Annotated in this window: 20 protein-coding genes; 9 read left to right on the forward strand and 11 right to left on the reverse strand. The window is 61.9% G+C overall.

Annotated elements, in window-relative coordinates; genetic code table 11:
• The first annotated feature begins 83 nt into the window (after positions 1-83).
• On the forward strand, positions 84-2,366 hold the full coding sequence (locus YH3_RS30905) for an ATP-binding domain-containing protein (protein WP_007728751.1): 2,283 nt from the start codon (positions 84-86) through the stop codon (positions 2,364-2,366).
• Between the two features lie 83 nt (positions 2,367-2,449).
• Positions 2,450-2,911 carry a DUF732 domain-containing protein gene (locus YH3_RS30910; RefSeq protein WP_007728747.1) on the forward strand — a complete coding sequence of 154 codons (462 nt, stop codon included), beginning with the start codon at positions 2,450-2,452 and terminating at the stop codon, positions 2,909-2,911.
• Between the two features lies 1 nt (position 2,912).
• On the opposite strand, the gene YH3_RS30915 is transcribed toward YH3_RS30910, so the two are convergent.
• The 3 genes from YH3_RS30915 to uvrB form a co-directional block, all read right to left on the reverse strand.
• A complete protein-coding gene (locus YH3_RS30915; protein WP_003944055.1) occupies positions 2,913-3,365 on the reverse strand; it encodes a universal stress protein in 453 nt (150 codons plus the stop codon).
• 188 nt (positions 3,366-3,553) lie between these two features.
• Positions 3,554-4,429, reverse strand: a complete 876-nt coding sequence (locus YH3_RS30920) for a hypothetical protein (RefSeq protein ID WP_058037516.1) — start codon at positions 4,427-4,429, stop codon at positions 3,554-3,556.
• Positions 4,430-4,474: 45 nt separating this feature from the next.
• Positions 4,475-6,637, reverse strand: coding sequence for an excinuclease ABC subunit UvrB (uvrB, locus tag YH3_RS30925; RefSeq protein ID WP_007728743.1), 2,163 nt, complete (start codon positions 6,635-6,637; stop codon positions 4,475-4,477).
• Between the two features lie 86 nt (positions 6,638-6,723).
• On the opposite strand from uvrB, the gene YH3_RS30930 reads away from it, so the two are divergent.
• Positions 6,724-7,242 (forward strand): DUF402 domain-containing protein, encoded by a 519-nt coding sequence (locus YH3_RS30930; protein ID WP_054187412.1) that lies wholly within the window; start codon positions 6,724-6,726, stop codon positions 7,240-7,242.
• A 4-nt stretch (positions 7,243-7,246) separates the two neighbouring features.
• Here YH3_RS30930 and coaE read toward each other — a convergent pair whose 3' ends face one another.
• On the reverse strand, positions 7,247-8,461 hold the full coding sequence (coaE, locus tag YH3_RS30935; protein ID WP_058037517.1) for a dephospho-CoA kinase: 1,215 nt from the start codon (positions 8,459-8,461) through the stop codon (positions 7,247-7,249).
• 159 nt (positions 8,462-8,620) lie between these two features.
• Here coaE and YH3_RS30940 point away from each other — a divergent pair, with 159 nt between their 5' ends.
• Positions 8,621-8,836: a hypothetical protein gene (locus YH3_RS30940; protein WP_003944056.1), complete on the forward strand. Its 216-nt coding sequence runs from the start codon at positions 8,621-8,623 to the stop codon at positions 8,834-8,836.
• A 133-nt stretch (positions 8,837-8,969) separates the two neighbouring features.
• Here the strand turns inward: YH3_RS30940 and rpsA are convergent, their stop codons facing one another.
• The gene (gene rpsA, locus YH3_RS30945) at positions 8,970-10,457 is read right to left on the reverse strand and encodes a 30S ribosomal protein S1 (protein ID WP_058037518.1); all 1,488 of its coding nucleotides are present in this window, start codon (positions 10,455-10,457) and stop codon (positions 8,970-8,972) included.
• A gap of 337 nt (positions 10,458-10,794) precedes the next feature.
• Between rpsA and YH3_RS30950 the strand changes: the two genes are divergently transcribed.
• The gene (locus YH3_RS30950; protein WP_058037538.1) at positions 10,795-11,640 is read left to right on the forward strand and encodes a class I SAM-dependent methyltransferase; all 846 of its coding nucleotides are present in this window, start codon (positions 10,795-10,797) and stop codon (positions 11,638-11,640) included.
• 3 nt (positions 11,641-11,643) lie between these two features.
• On the opposite strand, the gene YH3_RS30955 is transcribed toward YH3_RS30950, so the two are convergent.
• The 4 genes from YH3_RS30955 to YH3_RS30970 all read right to left on the reverse strand — a co-directional run bounded on the left by YH3_RS30955 (position 11,644) and on the right by YH3_RS30970 (position 15,534).
• Complete coding sequence (locus tag YH3_RS30955; RefSeq protein WP_003944053.1) at positions 11,644-12,405, reverse strand: amino acid ABC transporter ATP-binding protein; 762 nt, start codon at positions 12,403-12,405, stop codon at positions 11,644-11,646.
• Complete coding sequence (locus tag YH3_RS30960) at positions 12,402-13,358, reverse strand: amino acid ABC transporter permease (protein WP_003944035.1); 957 nt, start codon at positions 13,356-13,358, stop codon at positions 12,402-12,404. Before YH3_RS30960 ends, YH3_RS30955 begins: the two co-directional genes overlap by 4 nt.
• Entirely contained in the window at positions 13,358-14,272 is a 915-nt protein-coding gene (locus YH3_RS30965; RefSeq protein ID WP_371595641.1) for an ABC transporter substrate-binding protein, read from the reverse strand. Before YH3_RS30965 ends, YH3_RS30960 begins: the two co-directional genes overlap by 1 nt.
• A 164-nt stretch (positions 14,273-14,436) precedes the next feature.
• Complete coding sequence (locus YH3_RS30970) at positions 14,437-15,534, reverse strand: isocitrate/isopropylmalate dehydrogenase family protein (RefSeq protein WP_039972997.1); 1,098 nt, start codon at positions 15,532-15,534, stop codon at positions 14,437-14,439.
• On the opposite strand from YH3_RS30970, the gene YH3_RS30975 reads away from it, so the two are divergent.
• The gene (locus YH3_RS30975; protein WP_172827025.1) at positions 15,500-16,075 is read left to right on the forward strand and encodes a 2'-5' RNA ligase family protein; all 576 of its coding nucleotides are present in this window, start codon (positions 15,500-15,502) and stop codon (positions 16,073-16,075) included. The two genes, YH3_RS30970 and YH3_RS30975, sit on opposite strands and share 35 nt — an antisense overlap.
• Here YH3_RS30975 and YH3_RS30980 read toward each other — a convergent pair.
• Complete coding sequence (locus tag YH3_RS30980) at positions 16,020-16,949, reverse strand: DMT family transporter (protein ID WP_050656519.1); 930 nt, start codon at positions 16,947-16,949, stop codon at positions 16,020-16,022. The genes YH3_RS30975 and YH3_RS30980 overlap by 56 nt on opposite strands.
• A gap of 213 nt (positions 16,950-17,162) precedes the next feature.
• Here YH3_RS30980 and YH3_RS30990 point away from each other — a divergent pair, with 213 nt between their 5' ends.
• Positions 17,163-18,158: a helix-turn-helix domain-containing protein gene (locus YH3_RS30990; RefSeq protein ID WP_003944097.1), complete on the forward strand. Its 996-nt coding sequence runs from the start codon at positions 17,163-17,165 to the stop codon at positions 18,156-18,158.
• A gap of 74 nt (positions 18,159-18,232) precedes the next feature.
• Positions 18,233-18,604 carry a thioredoxin gene (trxA, locus tag YH3_RS30995; RefSeq protein WP_003944106.1) on the forward strand — a complete coding sequence of 124 codons (372 nt, stop codon included), beginning with the start codon at positions 18,233-18,235 and terminating at the stop codon, positions 18,602-18,604.
• 58 nt (positions 18,605-18,662) lie between these two features.
• Here trxA and polA read toward each other — a convergent pair whose 3' ends face one another.
• Positions 18,663-21,410, reverse strand: a complete 2,748-nt coding sequence (gene polA, locus YH3_RS31000; RefSeq protein ID WP_007728727.1) for a DNA polymerase I — start codon at positions 21,408-21,410, stop codon at positions 18,663-18,665.
• Positions 21,411-21,713: 303 nt separating this feature from the next.
• Between polA and YH3_RS31005 the strand changes: the two genes are divergently transcribed.
• Positions 21,714-23,024: a branched-chain amino acid ABC transporter permease gene (locus YH3_RS31005; RefSeq protein WP_037120375.1), complete on the forward strand. Its 1,311-nt coding sequence runs from the start codon at positions 21,714-21,716 to the stop codon at positions 23,022-23,024.

A 23,024-nucleotide genomic window follows, 5' to 3' on the forward strand; every position in this document is an offset into this window, starting at 1 on the left:
CTATGCGGCAGTTCATCTGGGGGAACTAGACTGTCTTGGCGCTTTTGCAGCGCGTGAATTTCTCATCAAGCCTAGGAGATCCTTTGCCCGACGCGGACCCGTCACTGAACGAGCAAGAGCTCGAGCAGCAGTACGTGACGATGTTGTACTCCCGTCTCGACGATCTTCGAAAGTATGCCCAAACTCGCTTGAGCACGGTCCTCCTCGAGACCGGCGGAACCCCGCAAGCACGCAGCGAACGCGAATCCTTCAACGCCATGTACACCGAGGATCTCGCCAAGTACGACGCAGCCGAGAACGGAATGTGTTTCGGACGCATCGACTTCGACGACGAGCGACGCTACGTCGGCCGACTGGGAATCCTGGACACCGACAACGACTACGAAACGCTGCTCCTCGACTGGCGAGCTCCGATGGCACGCCCGTTCTATCTGGCGACGCCCGCGGCACCTGAGGGCGTGAAGCGGCGACGCCATATTCGCAGTCGGAGCCGCACAGTCACCGGCATCAACGACGAATACCTGGACCTCGACGCGGCCCGCGCCGCAGGCGTGGTGACCGAAGCCGGCGGCGTCGCCGGTGAGAGCGCTCTCCTGGACGCTCTGAACGCAGCGCGTACGGGTCAGATGAACGACATCGTCGAGACCATTCAGAGTGAGCAGGATGCCATCATCCGCTCCGAGCACAAGAGCGTTTTGGTCGTCCAGGGCGGTCCGGGTACCGGCAAAACCGCAGTCGCCCTTCACCGTGCCGCCTTCTTGCTCTACACCTACCGCCAGCAACTGGCCAAGGCCGGTGTTCTCATCATCGGGCCGAACGCGACGTTCCTCGACTACATCAGCCAGGTCCTTCCTTCACTCGGTGAGACCGGAGTTCTACTCTCGACGATCGGGGACCTGTACCCCGGAGTGCGTGCGACTCGTACGGATTCCCTCGCCGCCGGTGAGATCAAGGGTTCCCTCGCGATCCTCGACGTGCTCAAGAACGCCGTCCGGGATCGGCAGGAAGTTCCGTCGAAGCCGATTACCCTTCGATTCGACACGTACGACTTGAAGCTGGATCGAAAGACTGTCACGAAGGCGCGCGGGCGTGCTCGGTCGTCGCGTCGCCCACACAACCTGGCGCGCCCGATCTTCGTGGCAGCAGTCATCGAGGCGTTGGCACTGCAGATGGCCGAACTCATCGGCGGAAACCTCGTCGACGGTGGGTCACTCCTCAGTCGGGACGACATCGCCGACATTCGCGACGAGATGCGTGAGGACCCTGACATCATGTCCGCCATCGGAAAGCTGTGGCCCGAATTGTCGCCGCAGCAAATCCTCGCGGAACTGTGGACGTCGCCGGCGAGGTTGGCCAAGGCAGCGCCGCAACTCGACGACGCCCAACGCGACGAGCTTCTGCAGAGCGTCGGACCGGGTTTCAGTGCGGCCGATGCTCCCCTGCTCGACGAACTGGCCGAGATTCTCGGCGTCGACGACGCCGCCGAACGCGAACGCGCACAACGTGAATGGCGCGCGCAGATCGCCGACGCCCAGGGCGCCCTCGACATCCTCACCGGGTCTGCACCACAGGATCTCGAAGACGAGATGGATCCCGAGATCTTGATGGCGTACGACTTGATCGACGCCAGCCAACTCGCCCAACGCCACGATCAGGGCCAGCGCCAGACCACGGCAGAACGCGCTGCCGGCGACCGAACCTGGACCTACGGTCACGTGATCGTCGACGAAGCCCAAGAGCTCTCCGAAATGGCGTGGCGAATGCTGATGCGGCGCATACCGAATCGCTGGATGACGTTGGTCGGCGATACAGCTCAGACCGGTGATCCCGCGGGAACTTCGTCCTGGCAGAAGATTCTCGAGCCTTACGTCGCCAAGCGCTGGAAGCTCACCGAACTGACCGTCAACTACCGAACTCCCTCGGAGATCATGGATGTCGCGCACCGTGTGCTCGAAGAGATCGACCCGGAGCAATCCGTGCCCCGGTCGGTACGCGACAGCGGATTCGCGCCGTGGGCGCTCAAGACCACGGCCGAAGAATTGGAATCGACCGTGCGCCGTTGCATCGAGTCCGAGTCGCATCCCGGTATCACCGCAGTGATCGCCGGTTCCGAGGTCGTTGCCGATCTGGCGGGCATTGCGAGTGACACCGTAAGCGTCCTGTCCGTCAAGGACGTCAAGGGACTCGAGTTCGACACAGTGTTGATCGTCGAACCTGCCGACATTCTCGACGAGTCACCACGCGGAATGAACGACCTCTACGTCGCATTGACCCGCGCTACCCAGAGGCTCGGCATCATTCACGTCGAGTCGCTCCCCTCGGTTCTCGACGGCGTCGAAGCAGCAGAGTTGGCCTTCGATTCGTGAGCATCACGGAGTAGGTTCGTGCGTGACACCACGAATGGTGGTGTCACTCCAATTTGTGTCGACGACTGAAGGAATGACCCCTCGTGCTTGGCCTGCCCGCAAGTTCCGCCGCACCCATCCGCAAGATCGCTCGCGTGGTGATCGGCGTCGGGATGCTTGCGGCGGTGACAGCCGGTTGCTCAGAGGATGATTCGAGTTCGACGGCTGCTGCCGGCAGCGACGACATCGCTGCTGTTGCTGCCGCACCGACAGAAAAACCGGTAGACGAGGCAGATCGGCTGCGGGCGGCGCTTGCGTCTACCGGGGTCACGCCCGCCTTCTCCGACGACATGTTGCAGGCGCTCGGTGACGGCGTCTGCCAGCAGCTCGCGGCCGGAACGGATCGAGCGATGATCATCGCGAATCTGCGGGCGGTATCGCTGAACGGAGCAAGCGAACCAATGGTCACCTCCGGAAACGGCTCGGCCGCATCGACAACACCCCCCAGCGCCGATCAGCTGGCTGAAGTGTTCGTCGATGCGGCCGAGGCCGACTACTGCCGGTAGTTCAGCGAACGGTGTGCACGATCAGGACATCGGACGTCGCCTTGCGAGCGGCATCGGAAGGCACCGATCCGAGTAGACGCCCGGTCAACGTGTTCAATCCGCGATTTCCGACGACCAGCAAGTCGCCCTTCACCTCGTCGAGCAAAGCGAGAAGCGATTCGACGGGAGCGCCGACGACGGCGCGCTCGACAACATCTTTTGCCCCCTGGGCATGTGCGCGCTCACGAGCGGTGCGAAGGATCTCGTAGGTCGGAGCGGAACCGGTGACCTGGTAGGCCTCGTTACCCAACGCATCAGCGGCAGCGCTCACGTCCTTGGGATCAGCCGGGTAGTACGCACACGCGATGACGAGCTGAGCGTCCGAGCCACTGGCAATGGCGGCAGCTCTGTCGACTGCCTTCAGTGACGACTCGGAGCCATCGGTTCCTACGACAACGGTCCGGTAGGCACTCATTCATTCCTCCATGGTTACGGGACGGACGGTACGGCCGGCACCGGGCGCAACGCTGTTGCGCCCGCTCGACAACCGCTGCGCTGACATTAGCGGGATTGTGCCGCGGATAGTGTTATTTGCAGTACACGCCACAAGCCCACAGTGAATGTGATTCTTCGTCACAGACACATTTGTTCGGTGGTGACCACTCAGCGAAGTTTGCCGAAGCGGGGCCCGAACAGCGCCGCCGGAAATACTTCCTGCTCGACCAGGGCGGTACGCCACGGCGTCGCCAATTCCAGCAACCGCTTGGCACCCTCCTCACCCAGCGCATCCCACGGAGCCAAAGCGAGGTCGTCCGTCAGGTCTTCGACGACGTCACGCAAGTCCTGCCCGTCCTCGGTCAGCGCACCGGACGAACGATCCAGCAGTTCGCGGTCCTTCAAACTCTCGACGGCCTCGTCCCACTGTTCCTGCGACCATCCGCGACGAGTCTGCGCGAATTTGCGCTGAAACCCGATTCCCGTCGCGGTGTGCGTGATCAACGCGTCCAGGCCGTTCAATCCCGCGGTCTGAAGGGCCGCAATGTGGCCGTCACCGCGATACTCACGCAGCAGTGTCAGCGCGTGCCAGAAACGCAGGTGCGGCTCGGCCGGCCAGTCGAGCGACGCCCAACCCGCGTACAGAGGGCGGCCGTCCACTCCAGGAATGTTCTGGGCAGCGATCGACACGAGTTCGGCGGCCTCGGCCATGTCCGCCGATCCTGTCACGTCTGCACCGAACAGGCGGACGTACGCCGCGTCGATTGCCCGATACCGCGCGGCGACAACCTCTGTGTGCCTTGCCAATTCCCAGGCACGTGGGATGACACTGGCGATCAATTCAGGATTGAAGTTGAAGAAGGTGGCCGTGACGACAGTCGCGGGTGGAGCGCCGAGCGGAGCTGATCGCCCGGCAAAGTACACCATTCGGCCAGGCTCCAACCCGACGCCGACAAGTTCCTTCTCCGTCTCCGGGACGAAGTACGCCAAGGAATGGAGAAGTTCGAGAGTCCGCGCGGTCTTGCCTGCAGTCTGTGCATCCATACCTGAAACCGTAGCGGTCGAAAGCACGAACGCACGCGAGGCGACCTACTTGAGACCCGCGGCGTCCATTCCTCGAAGCTCCTTCTTCAAATCCGAGATTTCGTCTCGCAATCGCCCAGCCAACTCGAACTGAAGGTCACGTGCAGCGTTCATCATCTGATCGGTGAGTTCCTTGACCAGATCTGCCAATTCGGCCCGAGGCATCGATTTGGTGTCGCGCCCCTCGTACACACCCGCACTGACCGCACGACCGGCCTCACCCTGCGCACGCCGACCACGCGTCGCATTGCGACCCGAACCACCGACGTCCACGGACGCCGCAGTGTCCTCTGCCTCCTCGTACACCTGATCGAGAATGTCCGCGATCTTCTTGCGTAGAGGTTGTGGGTCGACGCCCATCTTCTCGTTGTAGGCGACCTGCTTCTCGCGTCGTCGCTCGGTTTCCTCGATGGCCTGCGCCATGGAAGCGGTGATCTTGTCCGCATACATGTGCACTTGACCGGATACATTTCGAGCCGCTCGGCCGATCGTCTGAATGAGGCTGGTGGAGCTACGTAGGAAACCTTCTTTGTCGGCATCGAGAATCGCGACCAGCGACACCTCGGGAAGGTCGAGTCCCTCACGCAGGAGGTTGATGCCGACCAGCACGTCGTACTCCCCCAGGCGGAGCTGACGGAGCAACTCGACTCGCCGGAGCGTATCGATATCCGAGTGCAGGTAGCGGACGCGAATACCGAGTTCGAGCAGGTAATCGGTCAGATCTTCCGACATCTTCTTGGTCAACGTCGTGACCAGCACACGCTCGTCACGTTCCGCTCGCTCGCGGATTTCGTGAACGAGATCGTCGATCTGTCCCTTGGTGGGTTTGACGATGACCTCGGGATCGATCAATCCGGTCGGGCGGATCACCTGCTCGACGAACTCACCGCCGGACTGACCCAACTCGTACTTACCTGGTGTCGCCGACAAGTAGACGGTCTGACCGATCCGCTGACTGAATTCTTCCCAAGTCAGAGGGCGGTTGTCTGTTGCCGACGGTAGCCGGAATCCGAACTCGACCAGGTTTCGCTTGCGCGACATATCGCCCTCGTACATGGCGCCGATCTGAGGAACCGTCACGTGCGACTCGTCGATGACCAGAAGGAAATCTTCCGGGAAGTAGTCGATCAAGGTTGCGGGGGCAGTTCCAGGGCCACGGCCGTCGATGTGGCGCGAGTAGTTCTCGATGCCGGAGCAGAATCCGACCTGTTTGATCATCTCGAGGTCGTACTGCGTACGCATGCGCAGACGCTGAGCCTCGAGGAGCTTGCCCTTGCCTTCGAGCTCGGCGAGTCGCTCTTCGAGTTCCGCCTCGATGTCCTTGGCGGCACGCTCCATGCGTTCAGGGCCGGCGACGTAGTGCGTCGCCGGGAAGATACGAACCGTGTCGACCTGGCGAACGATGTCACCAGTCAGTGGATGGAGGTAGTACAGTGCCTCGATCTCGTCACCGAAGAATTCGATGCGGACCGCCAGCTCTTCGTACGACGGAATGATCTCGACCGTGTCGCCGCGCACGCGGAACGAACCTCGCGTGAACGCCATGTCGTTGCGGTTGTACTGAACGTCGACGAGCAGACGCAGGAACGCATCCCGCGGCACCTCCACACCGACGTCCAGCTGAATTGAGCGATCGAGGTACGACTGCGGTGTACCGAGGCCGTAGATGCACGACACCGAGGCCACCACGACCACGTCCCGTCGTGACAGAAGGCTGGACGTCGCCGAGTGGCGCAGCCGCTCGACATCGTCGTTGACGGACGAATCCTTCTCGATGTAGGTGTCCGTCTGGGCGATGTACGCCTCGGGTTGGTAGTAGTCGTAGTACGAGACGAAGTACTCGACCGCGTTGTTGGGTAGCATTTCCCGAAGCTCGTTCGCGAGCTGAGCCGCCAAAGTCTTGTTCGGAGCCATCACCAGAGCCGGGCGCTGCAGCTTCTCGATCAACCACGCAGTCGTGGCCGACTTACCGGTACCGGTCGCACCGAGGAGGACTACGTCCTTCTCCCCCTCGTTGATCCGTTTCTCCAGCTCGGCGATAGCTGCCGGCTGATCGCCTGCCGGTTCGTACGGGCTGACGACCTCGAAGCGCGCGTCTGAGCGCTCGATGTCACCAACCGGCCGAAACTCGGAATGCGCGACCACGGGATGTTCGGAAGCAAACGCCATGAAACCAGGGTAAGCGCACCTACCGACACAATGCCCGCTCGTCCGCGTTCAGCCGAAAATGCAGTTCGGCGGTAGGTTCTTCGACCATGAGCGAGGAACGTCCCCACATTCACCGGCCGAAGGTCGAAACCTTCGACATCGCAGCTCGCACCAACGTCGATCCCAAGGGCTTCGTTCGCCCGGTCGAGCACTACCGCGAAGAACCGTGGGGGCTGTACATGGCGCGCCACGCCGACCATCCCCGGTTTCACTACCTGGAGTCCTGGATTATTCCCGAACTCGGAATTCGGGCGTCGATCCTGCACTTCACCCCGGAACACATCCGAGACTGGGATTTCTATGTCGACATCGGCGACTTCATCCGCGGCGACCAGGTCTGGACGTCCGAGGACCACTACCTCGACCTGATCGTGCAGACCGGACGCAGCGTCGAATTGCTCGACGTCGACGAATTGCTCGAGGCGAACACCGCCGGGATTCTCGACCCGAAGACGTCAGAGCGTGCGATGCTGAACGCGGCCCGCGCTATCGACGGCATCGCCGCCCACGGTCACGATCTCGACGCCTGGCTCACCTCGGTGGGCATGCCGGTCACGTGGCGCTGAGTGGTTAGAGGGACCAGCCTGATTTCTCGGCCCACTCCCATGCCCGGTGGAAAGCGGCGTCGAACCACGGCGTCTTGACTCCCAGGTAGGCGTCGATCGCAGCGGCGTAGTCGTCGATGCCGGCGGCACTCTCGGCTGCCTTGACCTTGAGTTCGGCATATTCGGCACGCGCCGACGCATCGGAGCGAAGCCAGTCGCGGAAGAGGATCGCGAACTGCTGACCTGGCCAACCGTCCACCCGAATGTGAATGTTCGCGCGGCGCCCTGGATCGGCACTCCCGTGGATCCGCTTCGCCCACACCGCCGGATCGGTCTCGCCACCGAGGTACGACGGTTTCGGGTCGTCGGCGACGATGTGCTCGATCCGGGGGAACCCGGCAGCGGCCAGATCTTCCGCGAGGTCGTCGGCAACGCCGAGGTGCTCGACAGTGATCTGAATGTCGATCACGTCCTTGGCATCGAGACCAGGCACTGCGGTCGATCCGATGTGATCGATACGGCGCGCGCGGTCACCGGACGCCAACGACAACCGGCCGATGATTCGTTCGGCCTGCGCCGGCCACGACGGGTCGGCTGGAGTCAGCTCGGGCAGTGCGCGCACTACCGTGCCCTCGCGGAGGTTCTTCTCGAAGGGAACAAGTCGATTCGCCCACAAGTCGCGGACCACGTCGTCGAGTGAACCCGGCTCTCCGCTGTTGTCGAGCCACACGTCGGCAACAGCACGACGCTGATCGTCATTTGCCTGCGCTGCGATGCGCGCACGAGCGTCGGATTCAGGCATGCCGCGCGAGCCCACCAAGCGTCGAACTCGTTCCTCCTCGTCGACGTAAACGATGACGACCAGATTGAATGCCGGCGCCATCGAACCCTCGACCAACAGCGGAATATCTTGAACGAGCACTGCATCCGACGGCGCAGACGAAATCTGCTCCATCGTCCGCGCACCGATCAGTGGGTGGAGGATGCCGTTGAGAGTTCCGCGTGACGTGTCGTCGGCAAACGCCAACGACGCCAGCGCGGGTCGGTTGAGGCTGCCGTCCTCGGACAGAATCCCGTCGCCGAATGCATCGACCAGAGCGGCAAGTCCCGGAGTACCGGGCTCGACCACTTCTCGGGCGATCAGGTCAGCGTCGACGATGACGGCTCCCAGTTCGCTGAGGATTTTCGACACTGTCGACTTACCGGCTCCGATGCCTCCAGTGAGGCCAACTCTCAACACACTCGACAGTCTCTCATCTCCGCGCCCGAGAGATTCAGACACGCCTACTGATCGAACACGCCGGGGCGTTCGAGGCTCAAATACCACAATTTTGGTGACCGTGCGGTTATGTTCTAGCGAACGCACCTGTACCTGCACCTTCTCGAGAAAGTGGACGCCATGCGAGCAGATCGCGACCATCACGGTCAGCACCGCCTCGGAATGCCGAACGGCGTGCACTGCATAGAGTTTCCCGAAGTTGCTTTTGCCCTGGCAGAGCACCGTCGTACGTGGTTCACGATGCTCGTGAGCCAAGGCCGACACAGCTTCGCGTCGATGCGTAAGCGCACAGCCGAAGCGACCGCCACCTACTGGGTGCCTGCTCCCGCAAACTGAGTTCTCTTCACAAAGTACAAAATGACCGGCAACCCTACGGTGCCGGTCATTTTTGTGTTCACTCACTGAATTGATTCTTCGCTCGCAAGTGACACCTGGCAGAGAGAAGAACCCCGCGATCAAGCGGTAATCCTTATGCGTTGCCCGACAGCTTCTCGCGAAGTGCGGCGAGCTGTGCATCGCTGGCAAGCGATCCGCCAGCGGACTCGGCCGGAGCGGAGCCGGCAGCAGCCGGAGCCTCGGCGTCCTCTGCAGCAGCCGTCTCCGAGGAGTAGCCGGCAGCAGCGGTGGCAGCCTCAGCGGCCTCGTCTGCAGCGGTCTTCTCCATCTGAGCGGTGTGCATCTTGTGGCGACGCTCAGCCTCGGCGTAGCGGTTCTCCCACTCTTCACGCTGCTTGTCGAAGCCCTCGAGCCATTCGTTGGTCTCGGGATCGAAGCCCTCGGGGAAGATGTAGTTGCCCTGCTCGTCGTACGAGTCGGCCATGCCGTACTTGGACGGATCGAACTCGGCGTTGTAATCCTCGTTGGCCTGCTTCAGCGACAGCGAGATACGACGACGCTCGAGGTCGATGTCGATGACCTTGACGAGTGCATCGTCGCCGACGCCGACAACCTGGTCCGGAACCTCGACGTGGCGCTCAGCGAGCTCCGAGATGTGAACGAGGCCTTCGATTCCCTCTTCGACGCGCACGAATGCACCGAACGGAACCAGCTTCGTGACCTTGCCGGGCACGATCTGGCCGATGGCGTGCGTGCGGGCGAACTGACGCCACGGATCTTCCTGCGTTGCCTTGAGCGACAGGGAGACGCGCTCGCGGTCCAGGTCGACGTCGAGAACCTCGACGGTGACCTCGGTGCCGACCTCGACAACCTCGGACGGGTGATCGATGTGCTTCCAAGACAGCTCGGAAACGTGAACCAGACCGTCTACGCCGCCCAGGTCCACGAATGCACCGAAGTTGACGATGGAGGACACGACGCCCTTGCGGACCTGGCCCTTCTGGAGCTGGTGCAGGAATTCGCTGCGAACCTCGGACTGAGTCTGCTCGAGCCATGCGCGGCGCGACAGGACCACGTTGTTGCGGTTCTTGTCGAGCTCGATGATCTTGGCCTCGATCTCCTTGCCGACGTACGGCTGGAGGTCGCGGACGCGACGCATTTCGACGAGCGAAGCGGGGAGGAAGCCACGAAGACCGATGTCAAGGATGAGGCCGCCCTTGACGACCTCGATGACGGTGCCCTTGACGGCCTCGTCCTTCTCCTTGAGCTCCTCGATGGTGCCCCAGGCACGCTCGTACTGAGCGCGCTTCTTCGACAGGATCAGTCGACCTTCTTTGTCCTCCTTGGTGAGGACGAGAGCCTCGACCGCATCTCCCACGGAGACGACCTCATTGGGGTCGACGTCGTGCTTGATGGAGAGCTCACGAGAAGGGATGACGCCTTCGGTCTTGTAACCGATGTCGAGCAGAACCTCGTCGCGGTCGACCTTGACGATGGTTCCTTCGACGATGTCGCCATCGTTGAAGTACTTGATCGTGGCATCGATGGCGGCGAGGAAGTCCTCGGCGGAGCCAATGTCGTTAATGGCAACCTGCGGCGAGGTGACGGTTGTGGAGGGCATATGTTGAATTGCTCCGGACGAGTTGTGGTCGGTTGATGGATTTTGTCGGACGAGATGCGCAACTGTGGCGTACAAATGTTGGAAGTACTTTGTGAAGTACTAGATCGAAGTACCCAGCTGCATCAATAACGAACAACCGAATACCGGATCACATTCCACACCGCGGAAGCGCACCGCGAGCTCCCTCGGTCCGACCGATTCCGAGACCTTGGTAAAGATCTCGTATAGACAATCGGTCGGATGACAGACACTCGCGTGAGTAAGACTACGCGTCGGCTATCTTGCCGGGCAAACCCGGGTACCCTGCGCCCGCATCACCCGTTCTACTGTGTTGTTCATGTCTGACGAGCGCCATGCCGCTGCCAATTCCATTCTCGGTACCAGCGGCGTCGGCCGAGTCCGTGTCGATTCGAGTTCCAGCGACCGCGCCAGCCGTGCGTGGTGGGACGCCGACGCCGACGATTACCACCGAACCCACGGCGAGTTTCTGGGCGTGAACAGCGCGGAAGGTGAATTCGTCTGGTGCCCCGAAGGGCTGCACGAGGGCGATCACCACTTGCTCGGCGACATAGTCGACAAAGACATATTGGAAGTGGGTTGCGGCTCGGCGCCGTGTGCCCGATGGCTCGCCGGACATGGTGCTCGGGCCGTCGGTCTCGACATCTCGATGGGGATGCTCGCCCGCGGGCAGGACGCGATGAATGCCGGCGGACCGGCCGTCCCGTTGATTCAGGCAAGTGCGGAACTCCTGCCGTTTGCCGACGAGAGTTTCGACATCGTTTGTTCTGCGTTCGGCGCCGTCCCGTTCGTTGCCGATTCGCAGCGAGTGATGAACGAAGTCGCCCGGGTTCTGCGTCCCGGCGGATCGTGGGTCTTTGCCGTCAACCATCCGATTCGATGGATCTTCCCCGACGATCCCGGGCCGAAGGGCTTGACCGCGACCCTCCCCTACTTCGACCGCACCCCGTATGTCGAGGTCGATGACAACGGAGTCCCCACCTACGTCGAGCATCACCGCACCATCGGCGACCGGGTTCGTGAGATCGTCGCCGCCGGACTTCAGGTGCGCGACATCATCGAGCCCGAATGGCCGGAGTGGTTGGACCGCGAATGGGGACAGTGGAGTCCCCTGCGCGGCCAACTCTTTCCGGGCACTGCAATTTTCAGCGCCGTCAAACCCTGACGGCTACAGCAGCTTCGACAGGAAAGCCTTGGTCCGGTCGTGCTGAGGATTGGCCAGGAGTTCCCGCGGCTCGCCTGCCTCGACCACAACTCCCCCGTCCATGAAGACCAACTGGTCGGCGACCTCGCGGGCGAAACCCATCTCGTGGGTGACGACCACCATCGTCATGCCTTCTTTGGCCAACTGCTTCATCACGGTGAGAACTTCACCGACCAGTTCGGGGTCGAGCGCGGACGTCGGCTCGTCGAACAGCATGAGCTTCGGGTCCATCGCGAGAGCGCGGGCGATGGCAACTCTTTGCTGCTGACCACCCGACAACTGGGCCGGGTAGGCGTTGGCTTTGGCGCTCAACCCGACCTGATCGAGGAGGTCCTTCGCTCGTTCGACAGCCTTCTTCTTACTGACGCGCTTCACCTGCGTCGGCGCTTCGATGATGTTCTCGAGAGCGGTGCGGTGCGGGAACAGATTGAAGTGCTGAAACACCATCCCGATGTCGCGGCGTTGTTTGGCCGCTGCTCGCGGGTGAAGTTCGTACAGTTTTCCGTTCTTCTCCGAGTAGCCCACCAGGTCGCCGTCGACGTACAGTCGGCCGGCGTTGACCTGCTCGAGGTGATTGATGCAGCGCAAGAACGTCGACTTGCCCGACCCGGACGGCCCGACGAGGCACAGAACTTGGCCGGGATCGATTTCGAGTGAGACCCCTTTGAGAACCTCGAGCGCGCCGAAGTTCTTACAGACCCGGTCTGCCTTGACCATCGGTGTCATCTGCGTTCTCCTCCTGGAATATCCGGGAGTGTCTCCACTACCGTTTCTTTGCCCTGTGCGTCGGCGAGTGCCTGAAGCTGGCGAGTGGTGAGCGTCCTCGTCGACCCTTTCGAATAGTGGCGTTCGACGTAGTACTGGCCGACCATGAGAACACTGGTCATTGCGAGGTACCACGTAACCGCGACCATCAAGAGTGGGATCGGCTCGAAATTTGCACCGGATATGTCTCTCGCTCGTCCGTAGAGTTCGGTACTCAACGGCACTGCGGTCACCAGCGAAGTCGTCTTGAGCAAGCTGATCAATTCGTTGCCGGTCGGTGGGATGATCACCCGCATCGCCTGGGGAAGGACCGTTCGCCGCATCGTCTGGCCCCACGTCATTCCCAAAGCCACTGACGCTTCGGTCTGACCTTCGTTGACCGAGGCGATACCTGCACGGACGATTTCGGCCATGTACGCCGCCTCGTTCAATGCGAGTCCGATGACTGCGAAGAGAAACGCCGCCTGGAGATCCTGCATGTCGAAATGCACGAACTGATGGACGAACGGAACGCCGAGATCGATGCTCTTGTATATGGAGGGGAAGAGACCCCAGAAGACGAGCTGGACGTAAACGGGCGTGCCGCGGAAGACCCACAAATACACCCAGGCAGCGGACTTCAGCACCGGGTTCGGCGACAGCCGCATTACCGCGAGGACGATGCCCAGAACGATCGCGGCTGCCATCGACAGAATTGTCAGTTGAATGGTGACCCAGGCGGCCTTCGAAATTCGAGCGTCGAAGAGGTACTGGCGGTAAGTCGCCCAGCCGAACTGTTCATTGGTCGCCGAACCGTAGATAAAGAGCCCTACCAGGACCACCACCACGACTGCTGCGACCCATCGGCCCGGTCTGCGCAGTGGGATCGCCTTGATCGGCGCCGGATCGCCAGTCTCAGTTGTTGTCATGTTCATCAGCTTTCCGCGCCGTTGATCTTGGATACTTCGATGACGCCGGCCTCGACACTCCAGGTCTGCGCGATCTGTTGATAGACACCGTTGTCGATCAGGTACTGCATTGCCTGCTGCAGGGCGGGACCGAGGGCGGAACCCTTCACGATCGGCCAGCCGTACGGCGCGGAATCAAAGGGCTGACCCGCAGCTTCCATCCGCCCCTTACTCCGTTTGATCGCGTAGCCGGTCACCGGTGAATCAGCGGACAACGCGTCGACTCGACCCAGGATGAGTGCGTTGGCCGCGTCGTCCTGACTGTCGTACTTGATCTTCTCGATGGGCGGCTTGCCCGCAGCAACGCATGCCTCGCTCTTGGCGGGTACTTCGTCGATGTCCTCGGTAGTTGTGGTCTGTACCGCCACTCGCAACCCACACGCATTGTTCGGGTCCACGGGATTGTCCGGCCGCTGAGCCCACTGGATACCTGCGCTGTAGTACGTGACGAAGTCGACCGACTTCTCCCGCTCCTTGGAGTCGGTGAACGAAGACATGCCGAGGTCGTAGCTTCCCGACTGGATAGCGGGGATGATCTTGTCGAAGTCGGCCTGGTTATAGACAGCTTCGACCCCGAGCACAGTCGCCACTGCGTTCATGATGTCGACGTCGAAGCCGACGATTTTGCCATTCTCATCTTTGAATTCGTTTGGTGCGTAAGGAATGTTGACCCCGACCTGCAGCTTGCCCGACTCCCTGACGTTCGGGGGCAACAGGGCGGCGATCTCGGGCACCTTCTGGACATCAAGTGGCGGCCCTTCCGGAACGAGACCCTCGTTGTTGGTGACACATCCGCCGCACAATGCGACGATCAAGCCCACCAACAGGACTCGCACCACGTTGGCGCGGATACGCCCGCCACTGCTCGAGCCATAACTCACGCCACGTGGCCTTGGTGCCCGTGCGTTTTCATCGACCACGACTCTGCTCTCCACTCGTCGATCGCCGCACTTGCAACGTCCATCCGAAATTCAGTCGAACGGTAGGTTACGGCAGGAGTTCCACCGTCGCCGACTTCGCAAGATTCCGGCCTGTCGTACAAGAATCAGCGACGCAGAGTGTGTGCGTACACGACTTCGGAAAATTCGCTGGTCGATGCCAAACCGCCGAGGTCGGCGGTCGCGATGCCCGACGCGATGGTCGTGCGAACCGCGTCTGAAATGCGGCGTGCTGCCGCAGACAACAACCGATCGCCACGCGCATCACCGAGCCAGTCGAGCATCATTGCACTCGAGAGGAACAGTGCCGTCGGGTTCGCCCGATTCTTCCCGGCGATGTCGGGTGCTGCACCGTGCGCAGCCTGAGCCATGACCTGCGTCTCGGAAGCGTTGATCGACGGCGCGGTTCCGAGTGAACCGGACAGCTCGCCCGCCAGATCCGACAAAATGTCGCCGAACATGTTTTCGGTCACCACGACATCGAAGTCGCCGCCGCGTCGAACCAGGTGCGCCGCCATCGCGTCGACGTGCTCGTCGTCGACGACTACGTGTGGGTACTCCGCAGCGACGGTTCGGCAGGCGTCACGGAACAGGCCGGTGGTCAGTGTGAGGACGTTGGCTTTGTGGACGATCGTGACGTGATTGCGCCGTCGCGACGCCAACGCGAAGGCAGTGCGTGCGATCCGTTCACACGCAGCGCGGGTGAACACACCGACGGCCAGCGCGATGTCGGGCGTCGGCATGAACTCGCCGCTGCCGACTGCCATGTTCCGATCCGCGTACAACCCCTCGGTGTTCTCGCGGACGATCACCAGATCCATGTCGGGGACCATTGCCTTGACACCGGGGAACGCCGCTGCCGGCCGAATGTTCGCGAACAGCTCGAACTTCTTCCGGATGACGCCGCCGGGTGTGAGTTGTCCGCGAAACCTCTCCGGATAGGACGCACTGTCGTGGGGTCCGAGAATCCAACCCTGCAGCTGCCCCAACCCATCGATGGTCTCGTCGGGAATCGGCGTGCCGTGGCTGTCGATGGCCGTACTCCCGAGCGGAAGCTCGACCCACTCGACGGGCGGAGCATGAACCGCTGACAACGCCGCATCCACGATCTGCCGTGTCGCCGGGACGATTTCGTGGCCGATTCCGTCGCCGTGCATGAGCCCCAGCCGCATGGCCGAAGTACCGATTGCGCTCGCACCTGTCATCAGGCAATCATTGCTCACCATGGTCCAGTCGGTGGAATTGCTCCTCGATCCAGTGAGTGAGTCGGCAGTGCGAGCACAATGGCAGCTACTCGCCGACGCCGGTTTACCGAGTCAGGCCTCTCATCACAGCCCGTCCAACCGTCCGCACATCACGCTGTTCGTCGCCCGTGAGATCCCCGCGGAGATCGACGAACTGTTGAAGCGGCGCTTCTCGGCCCCGGACTTCGAGGTCCGACTCGGTGGCTACGTCGTGTTCGGCGGCAAGCAGATGGTCTTGGCGCGCTCGGTCATTCCTTCGCGCGCACTCCTTCACCTGCACCGAGAAATAGCCGAGTCAACAGTTGACTCGACGGCACTTCCCGCCCACGTCGAGCCCGGCGCGTGGACGCCTCATGTAACGCTCGCCCGACGCGTCGAACCTGCACGTCTGGGTGAAGCCATCGCCCTGCTGGGCACCGACGTGATTCAAGGGCGCTGCGGCGCGATCAGGCGCTGGGACGGCGAACAGAAGACGGAGTGGTTACTGACGCCGCCGCTGTGACAGATCGGGTTGCACGTCGGGTCACCAGGATTCCCGCGATCACCGCGAGTGCACCAACCGGCTGATTCCAGCCAACGCTTTCGTTCAAGACTATTGCGCCGAGAGCGACGCCCACCACTGGACTGAGGTAAGTGACGGTGGACGCCGCAGTCGGCCCCCACCCCTGAACGACATTGGTGTTCCAGATGAATGCGAGCCCGGTCCCCAGTGCGCCCAGAGCGATCATCGACAGGACAACTGCCGGCGTCAGGTGCATCGGTGTATTCGCGATGACCGGTGAGGCCAGAACCATCACGAATGCACCGATACTGATCTGCAATAACGCGACCGTGCGGGTGTCGACGCCGAGAGGAAGCACGAAACGTCTGAGGTAGACAAACGAAATCCCGTACGAGGCAGTCGCTCCCAGGCAAGCGACCTGAGAACTGACACTTCCGCCGACGCCGAGATTCCACGGCGCCAATACGATCAGCACCCCACCGAATCCGAGAAGCAACCCCAGCGATTTGTATCGCGTCAGCGTCTCCCCCGGCAGAAAGGCAAGGGAGACAGCCATAGTCATCAGTGGCGTGGTGGCGTTGTAGATGCTCGCGAGTCCCGAGGACATGTTTTGCTCCGCCCAACTGAACAGCAGCCACGGCACGATGCATTGTGTCGCTGCGAGAAAAGCCATGTGTTTCCAGACGCGAAAGTCCCTCGGTAGGCCGATCCGGCTGACCGCTGACACGAGAACCAGCGCGAGCGCACCGAAGACCAAGCGCCACAGAACTACCTGCGTGAAGGACAGACCTTCGAGCCCGATCTTCATGAAGAGGAAACTGGCTCCCCACACCACCGCAGCTGCGGTGTATTGAAAGGCCAGACTTGCCCTCAAAGGGTGAAGTCTCCGTGCGGACTGACGTCGTGACGAGTGTCGGGCGTTCGGCCGGCAAGAGCTAGTACGTTCAGGACCAGTAGGACCAAGACGCTGACGACGATGATTGCCATGTGTCCAGCCTGACGGAATGTCCCACGTGGCAGTAGTGGCAGAAAAGCCAGACTTGGACGATTTTCTGCCACTTTCCTGTTTTTCTGTCACACTCGAAAGATGCTCGCGAAAGTGGTGGTCCCACTGATGCCGATGACCGAGGCGTTCGAACTCGGCGTGGCATGTGAAGTCTTCGGCTTCGACCGATCCGACGACGGCCTCCCCACGTACGACTTCTCTCTGATCGCCGCAGTTCCGGGTCCGATCCGAACGCGGTTCGGGTACAACATCGATGTTCCGTACAACCTCGATTCTCTCGACGACGCCGATCTCATCGTCGTGTCCGCCGGCGGAACCTACGACGCCGGCGACGCGTACATGTGCTCACCGAGTCCCGACTCGAGTGTCGATCCCCTGTTGGTCAAACTCAACGAGGCCGTAGCCCGGGGCGCCAAGGTGGCGAGTCTGTGCACCGGAGCGTTTGTCCTCGGGGCGGCTGGACTACTGGACGGAAGGCGATGCACGACGCATTGGCGGCATGCAGAGAGGCTTGCCCAGACGTATCCGGAAGCCAAGGTCGATCCGGACGTGTTGTACGTGGACGAAGATCCGGTGTTCACCAGCGCAGGCACCGCGGCAGGAATTGACCTGTGCCTGCACATCGTCCGAAAAGAACAGGGTTCTCGCGTTGCCAATGGCATCGCGAGAAGGATGGTGGTGCCGCCCCATCGTGACGGTGGGCAAGCCCAGTACGTTGCCACTCCCCTCGCCTCGACGCCGAGTGCAACCCTTGCCCCGCTCCTCGACTGGATGACGGAGAACCTCGCCCTCGACCTCACTGTGGGCATGGTCGCAGCCCGCGCGAACATGTCCGCGCGCACGTTCGCGCGCCGTTTCCAAGCGGAAACGGGAACAACCCCCGCCCGCTGGCTCAGCGATCAGCGAGTACTGGCCGCCCAACATCTCCTCGAGAATTCCGACCTCTCCGTCGACGTCATCGCAGAACGCGTCGGATTCGGCGGCGGTGCCGTGCTTCGCCAGCACTTCATTCGTCTGCGTTGCACCACGCCGCAGGCCTACCGCCGGACGTTTCGGGCGACCGAGAACGCAAGCTGAAATCGGCTCAGGGAAGAATCAGCGGTTCCGGGGCGTTGCACACACCAACAGCCCGCACAATGGAAAGGACCCCTGTGGCCACCCAGACACTCACCCAGCAGAACTTCGACGAAACGATAAACGGCAGCGACGTCGTCCTCGTGGACTTCTGGGCCTCCTGGTGCGGCCCGTGCCGCCAGTTCGCACCGACGTTCGAAGCCTCTTCGGAGAAGCATGCCGACGTCGTTCACGCCAAGGTCGACACCGAGGCCGAGCAGGGAATCGCAGCGGCCGCCAACATCCGCTCCATCCCCACGATCATGGCCTTCCGCGAAGGCGTACTCGTGTTCAACCAGGCCGGCGCGCTTCCCGCCGCTCAGCTCGAGGAGCTCGTCACTCAGGTCAAGGCACTCGACATGGACGAGGTCCGCAAGCAGATCGCAGAGCAGACCGCATCTGCTGAATAGCGTGAAAAGGCTGGGCCGGAATCGAAGTCGATTCCGGCCCAGCCTTTTTCGTTGCTGCCTAGTGAGCCGCGCTGTCCCAGCTTCGACCGGTTCCCACCGAAACATCCAGAGGTACCGACAGCTCGATGGCTGTGGCCATCTTGTCCTTGACCAGCGCGGTGACCTCCTCCAACTCGGAGGCAACCACTTCGAGCACCAATTCGTCGTGCACCTGCAACAGCATGCGCGACTTCAATCCGGCGTCAGCGAGAGCCTTCTGCACGTTGATCATCGCCACCTTGATGATGTCGGCCGCAGTGCCCTGGATCGGCGCATTGAGGGCAGCACGTTCGGCAACCTCACGACGCTGACGGTTGTCGCTGTTGAGGTCCGGCAGGTAGCGACGACGACCGTAGAGCGTCGAGGTGTAGCCGTCCTTACGTGCCTGCTCGACCACCGCGTGGAGGTAATCCCGCACGCCGCCGAAACGAGCGAAGTACGCATCCATCTGCTGCTTCGCTTCTTCGGTCGAAATCTTCAGCTGCGACGCCAATCCGTAGGCACTGAGCCCGTAGGCCAGACCGTACGACATCGCCTTGACCCGGCGCCGCAGTTCTGGAGTCACCTCTTCGATCGGTACACCGAATGCGCGCGAGCCGACAAAGCTGTGCAGGTCCTCACCGGTGTTGAATGCCTCGATCAGTCCCTCGTCGCCTGACACGTGCGCCATGATGCGCATTTCGATCTGGCTGTAGTCGGCAGTGAGTAGAACGTCGAACCCTTGCCCGACTACGAATCCGTCGCGAATCTCGCGCCCCGCGTCGTTTCGCACCGGGATGTTCTGCAAGTTCGGATCGGTCGACGACAGGCGTCCGGTCGCGGCAACCGTCTGATTGAACGTCGTGTGAATGCGTCCGTCTTCGGCTACGGCCTTGAGAAGACCGTCGACGGTCACCTTCATACGCGTCGCATCACGGTGCGCGAGAAGGTGTTCGAGGAACGGGTGTCCTGTCTTGTCGAACAGACCCTGCAACGCCTCGGCGTCGGTGGTGTAGCCCGTCTTCGTCTTCTTCGTCTTGGGCATGTCGAGTTCTTCGAACAAGACCACCTGCAGCTGCTTCGGCGAACCCAGGTTGATCTGCTTGTCGATCACCTCGTAGGCCGAGTTTGCGGCGTCGGCGACCTGGGAGGCGAAACGGCTCTGAAGATCGTGCAGATGCGCGCTGTCGACGGCGATGCCGGTGGCCTCGATCTGAGCGAGCTCGATCGTCAACGGCAGTTCCATGTCGGAGAGGAGCGACTTGGATTCGATCGACTCCAACTCGGTGTCCAGTGCAGCCGCCAAGTCGAGAACGGCCTGAGCGCTGAGCATCGCGGTCTCGGCCGCTTCGGCATCGAGCTGTTCGGTGTCGTCGAGCAGTGAAAGCTGTTCCTGGCCGGATGTTTCGGCGCGCAGTTCACGCTTGAGGTAGCGGAGCGAGAGGTCGTCGAGATTGAAGCTGCGCTGGCCCGGCCGGACGAGGTACGCGGCCAGAGCAGTGTCGCTGGTCAGTCCACCGAGCGTCCAACCACGCCCACGCAGAGCATGGATCGCCCACTTGGCTTCGTGCAGCGCCTTCGGCTGCGATGCGTCGGCGAGCCAATCACCCAGAGCTGCTTCGTCTTCCGGTGTTGCCGTCGACGCCGCGATGTATGCACATTCACCGTCGGAGGCCGCGATCGCGAGTGCAGTGACGTCGCCGGCAAACGGAGTTCTGGTTCCGAGCACCGTCACGCCGTGACGCTCACCGGTTCGTGCGTGGGCGTCGAGCCACGCGGCAACCGCACCCGGGGCGAGTGCGTCGCCGCTGACCTCGAACCCTTCCTCTGCTTCGGGCTCGGACGACGACAGGGTCGCGAACAGTCGATCGCGGAGAACCTTGAACTCGAGATCGTCGAACAACGCATGAATCTTCTCGCGGTCCCACGGGGCCAACACCAACTGCTCGGGCGTGTACGGCAAGGGAACGTCGCGAACCATTTCGGTGAGCTGACGATTGAGCAGGACGTTCGCGAGGTTCTCCCGCAGTGAGTCGCCCACCTTGCCGCGGACCTTGTCCACGTTGTCGACCAGTCCCTGCAGGTCGCCGTACTCACGGATCCACTTGGTGGCGGTCTTCTCGCCGACGCCGGGGATGCCGGGGAGGTTGTCACTCGGGTCGCCGCGCAGTGCAGCAAAATCGGGATACTGCGCCGGGCTGAGGCTGTACTTCTCCTCTACGGCCGTCGGCGTGAATCGGGTGAGCTCCGAGACACCCTTCTTCGGGTAGAGCACAGTGACGTTGTCGGTCACCAGTTGCAGCGAGTCACGGTCACCGGTCACGACGAGAACCCGGTATCCGAGGGCCTCCGCCTGCGTGGTCAAGGTGGCGATCACGTCGTCGGCTTCGAAACCTTCCTCGGCCATGACCGGGATGCCCAGCGCGCCGAGAACGTCCTTGGTGATGTCGATCTGGCCCTTGAATTCGTCCGGAGCCTTCGCGCGCTGCGCCTTGTATTCGGGGAACAGGTCGGCGCGAAACGTCTGACGCGACACGTCGAAGGCCGCGGCCAGGTGGGTGGGCTGCTCGTCACGAAGAAGGTTGATCAACATCGACGTGAAGCCGTACACCGCGTTGGTGGCCTGCCCACTGTGTGTCTTGAAGTTCTCTGCAGGCAGCGCGTAGAAGGCGCGAAACGCCAACGAATGCCCGTCGAGAAGCATCAAGAGAGGGCGATCGTCCGCCTTGCCGGTGGTGCCGGCTGGAGCGGTGGACGTGCTGGACCGAGTTGTGGTTGCGGGGCTCACGGTTCATCAGTCTAGGGATCGCGACCGACATCGACGCCTTCGCCGTTGTTTACGCAGGAACAGACACAAGAATCGGACAATTGATGCAGCCTTCGGCCTTCGATACGGAACCGAAACATCCCGGAAATCTCAGAACCCCATCTGAAGCGAACGGAGCCGTTAGAGTCCGGAAATCGCAGCAGCGAAACAATCCCTCTGCTGCGCGGCACCTTTGTCCAGACGCGCTATTCCCGACCCGCTCGGAGGACGTACGTGGCCCCACCCGTAGTGAAACGGCAGACCCTCGCGACACTCAGCCGACTACTGGCCTTTGCATTACTGACGTTCTTCGCATTACTCAGCCTGGCCGGAACTGCTTCGGCTCAGGAACCGACCACTTCCCCTACACCGCCGACCCCGACAGCATCCGCAACACCGACAGCACCGGTTCCCGACAACGCTGTCCCCGTCAGCGGAAATCTCAACAACGGTGGCACACGCCTCGAGGGCGTCACCGTCCGTGCGCTCGATTCTTCCGGCACGGAAGTCGCCACCGGAGAATCGGCATCGAACGGCCGTTGGGAACTGGCCGTGGCACCGGGCACCTACACCTTCGAGATCGTTGCCGACACACTTCCCGACGGGGTCAGTGTGCAAGCCGCTGTCGAACGCGAGGTGGTGGCCGGCCGCGCGAACACCGTGATCTTCTCGTTCGGCGAGGTACGTACCGCCTCGAATGTCAGCTTCGGCGAGAAGCTGATCCGCACGACGGTCGACGGTCTGCGGTTCGGCCTCGTGATCGCGATCGCCGGTGTGGGTTTGAGCCTGATCTACGGCACCACTGGCCTGACCAACTTCGCTCACGGCGAGATGGTGACCTTGGGAGCCGTTGCTGCCTGGGTGATCAACACGTCCTTCGGCGTTCCGCTGATTCCCGCCACGATCCTCGCGATCTTCGTCGGCATCGGCATCGGCCTGCTGACCAACGGAATCGTCTGGAAACCACTGCGTAAGCGCAAGACCGGGTTGATCGCGCAATTGGTGGTCTCGATCGGTCTCGCGATTTCATTGCGCTACTTGATCCTGATCTTCTTCTCCGACCGCGCCGAACCGTTCGACGACTACCAGGGCCAGGTCGAGAAGAACTGGGGCCCGATCGCACTGACCGACGCCAACGCGATAGTCATGATCGTCAGTCTGGTCGTCCTGGTCGGCGTCGCACTGCTTCTGCAGAAGACTCGCATCGGAAAGGCCATGCGTGCCGTCTCCGACAATCGTGACCTCGCCGCTTCGTCCGGCATCAACGTCGAGCGCGTGATCATGTTCGTCTGGGGTCTCGGCGGCGGATTGGCCGCCCTCGGCGGTGTGCTGTTCGGCATCTCCGAACTCGGCGGACGCGTCCAGTGGGAAATGGGATTCAAACTGTTGCTGCTCATGTTCGCCGGAATCACCCTCGGTGGTCTGGGAACCGCGTACGGGGCGCTACTCGGCTGCGTCATCGTCGGACTTCTGGTCCAACTCTCGACGCTCATCATCAACCCAGACCTCAAATACATCGGCGGACTTCTCGTCTTGATCGTGATCCTCGTGGTTCGCCCCCAGGGCATCCTCGGATCCAGACAAAGGATCGGGTGA

This window comes from Rhodococcus sp. YH3-3 (assembly GCF_001653035.1).
Lineage (GTDB): Bacteria > Actinomycetota > Actinomycetes > Mycobacteriales > Mycobacteriaceae > Rhodococcus_F > Rhodococcus_F qingshengii.

Coding starts and splice junctions, on each gene's coding strand:
- YH3_RS30950 (WP_058037538.1), top strand. CDS start 10,795: ATGTCTGACGAGCGCCATGCCGCTGCCAATTCCATTCTCGGTACCAGC.
- YH3_RS30930 (WP_054187412.1), top strand. CDS start 6,724: ATGAGCGAGGAACGTCCCCACATTCACCGGCCGAAGGTCGAAACCTTC.
- YH3_RS30970 (WP_039972997.1), bottom strand. CDS start 15,534: ATGACAGGTGCGAGCGCAATCGGTACTTCGGCCATGCGGCTGGGGCTC.
- uvrB (WP_007728743.1), bottom strand. CDS start 6,637: ATGGCGTTTGCTTCCGAACATCCCGTGGTCGCGCATTCCGAGTTTCGG.
- rpsA (WP_058037518.1), bottom strand. CDS start 10,457: ATGCCCTCCACAACCGTCACCTCGCCGCAGGTTGCCATTAACGACATT.
- YH3_RS30990 (WP_003944097.1), top strand. CDS start 17,163: ATGCTCGCGAAAGTGGTGGTCCCACTGATGCCGATGACCGAGGCGTTC.
- YH3_RS30960 (WP_003944035.1), bottom strand. CDS start 13,358: ATGAACATGACAACAACTGAGACTGGCGATCCGGCGCCGATCAAGGCG.
- YH3_RS30915 (WP_003944055.1), bottom strand. CDS start 3,365: ATGAGTGCCTACCGGACCGTTGTCGTAGGAACCGATGGCTCCGAGTCG.
- YH3_RS30940 (WP_003944056.1), top strand. CDS start 8,621: ATGCGAGCAGATCGCGACCATCACGGTCAGCACCGCCTCGGAATGCCG.
- YH3_RS30975 (WP_172827025.1), top strand. CDS start 15,500: ATGGCCGAAGTACCGATTGCGCTCGCACCTGTCATCAGGCAATCATTG.
- YH3_RS30920 (WP_058037516.1), bottom strand. CDS start 4,429: ATGGATGCACAGACTGCAGGCAAGACCGCGCGGACTCTCGAACTTCTC.
- YH3_RS30955 (WP_003944053.1), bottom strand. CDS start 12,405: ATGACACCGATGGTCAAGGCAGACCGGGTCTGTAAGAACTTCGGCGCG.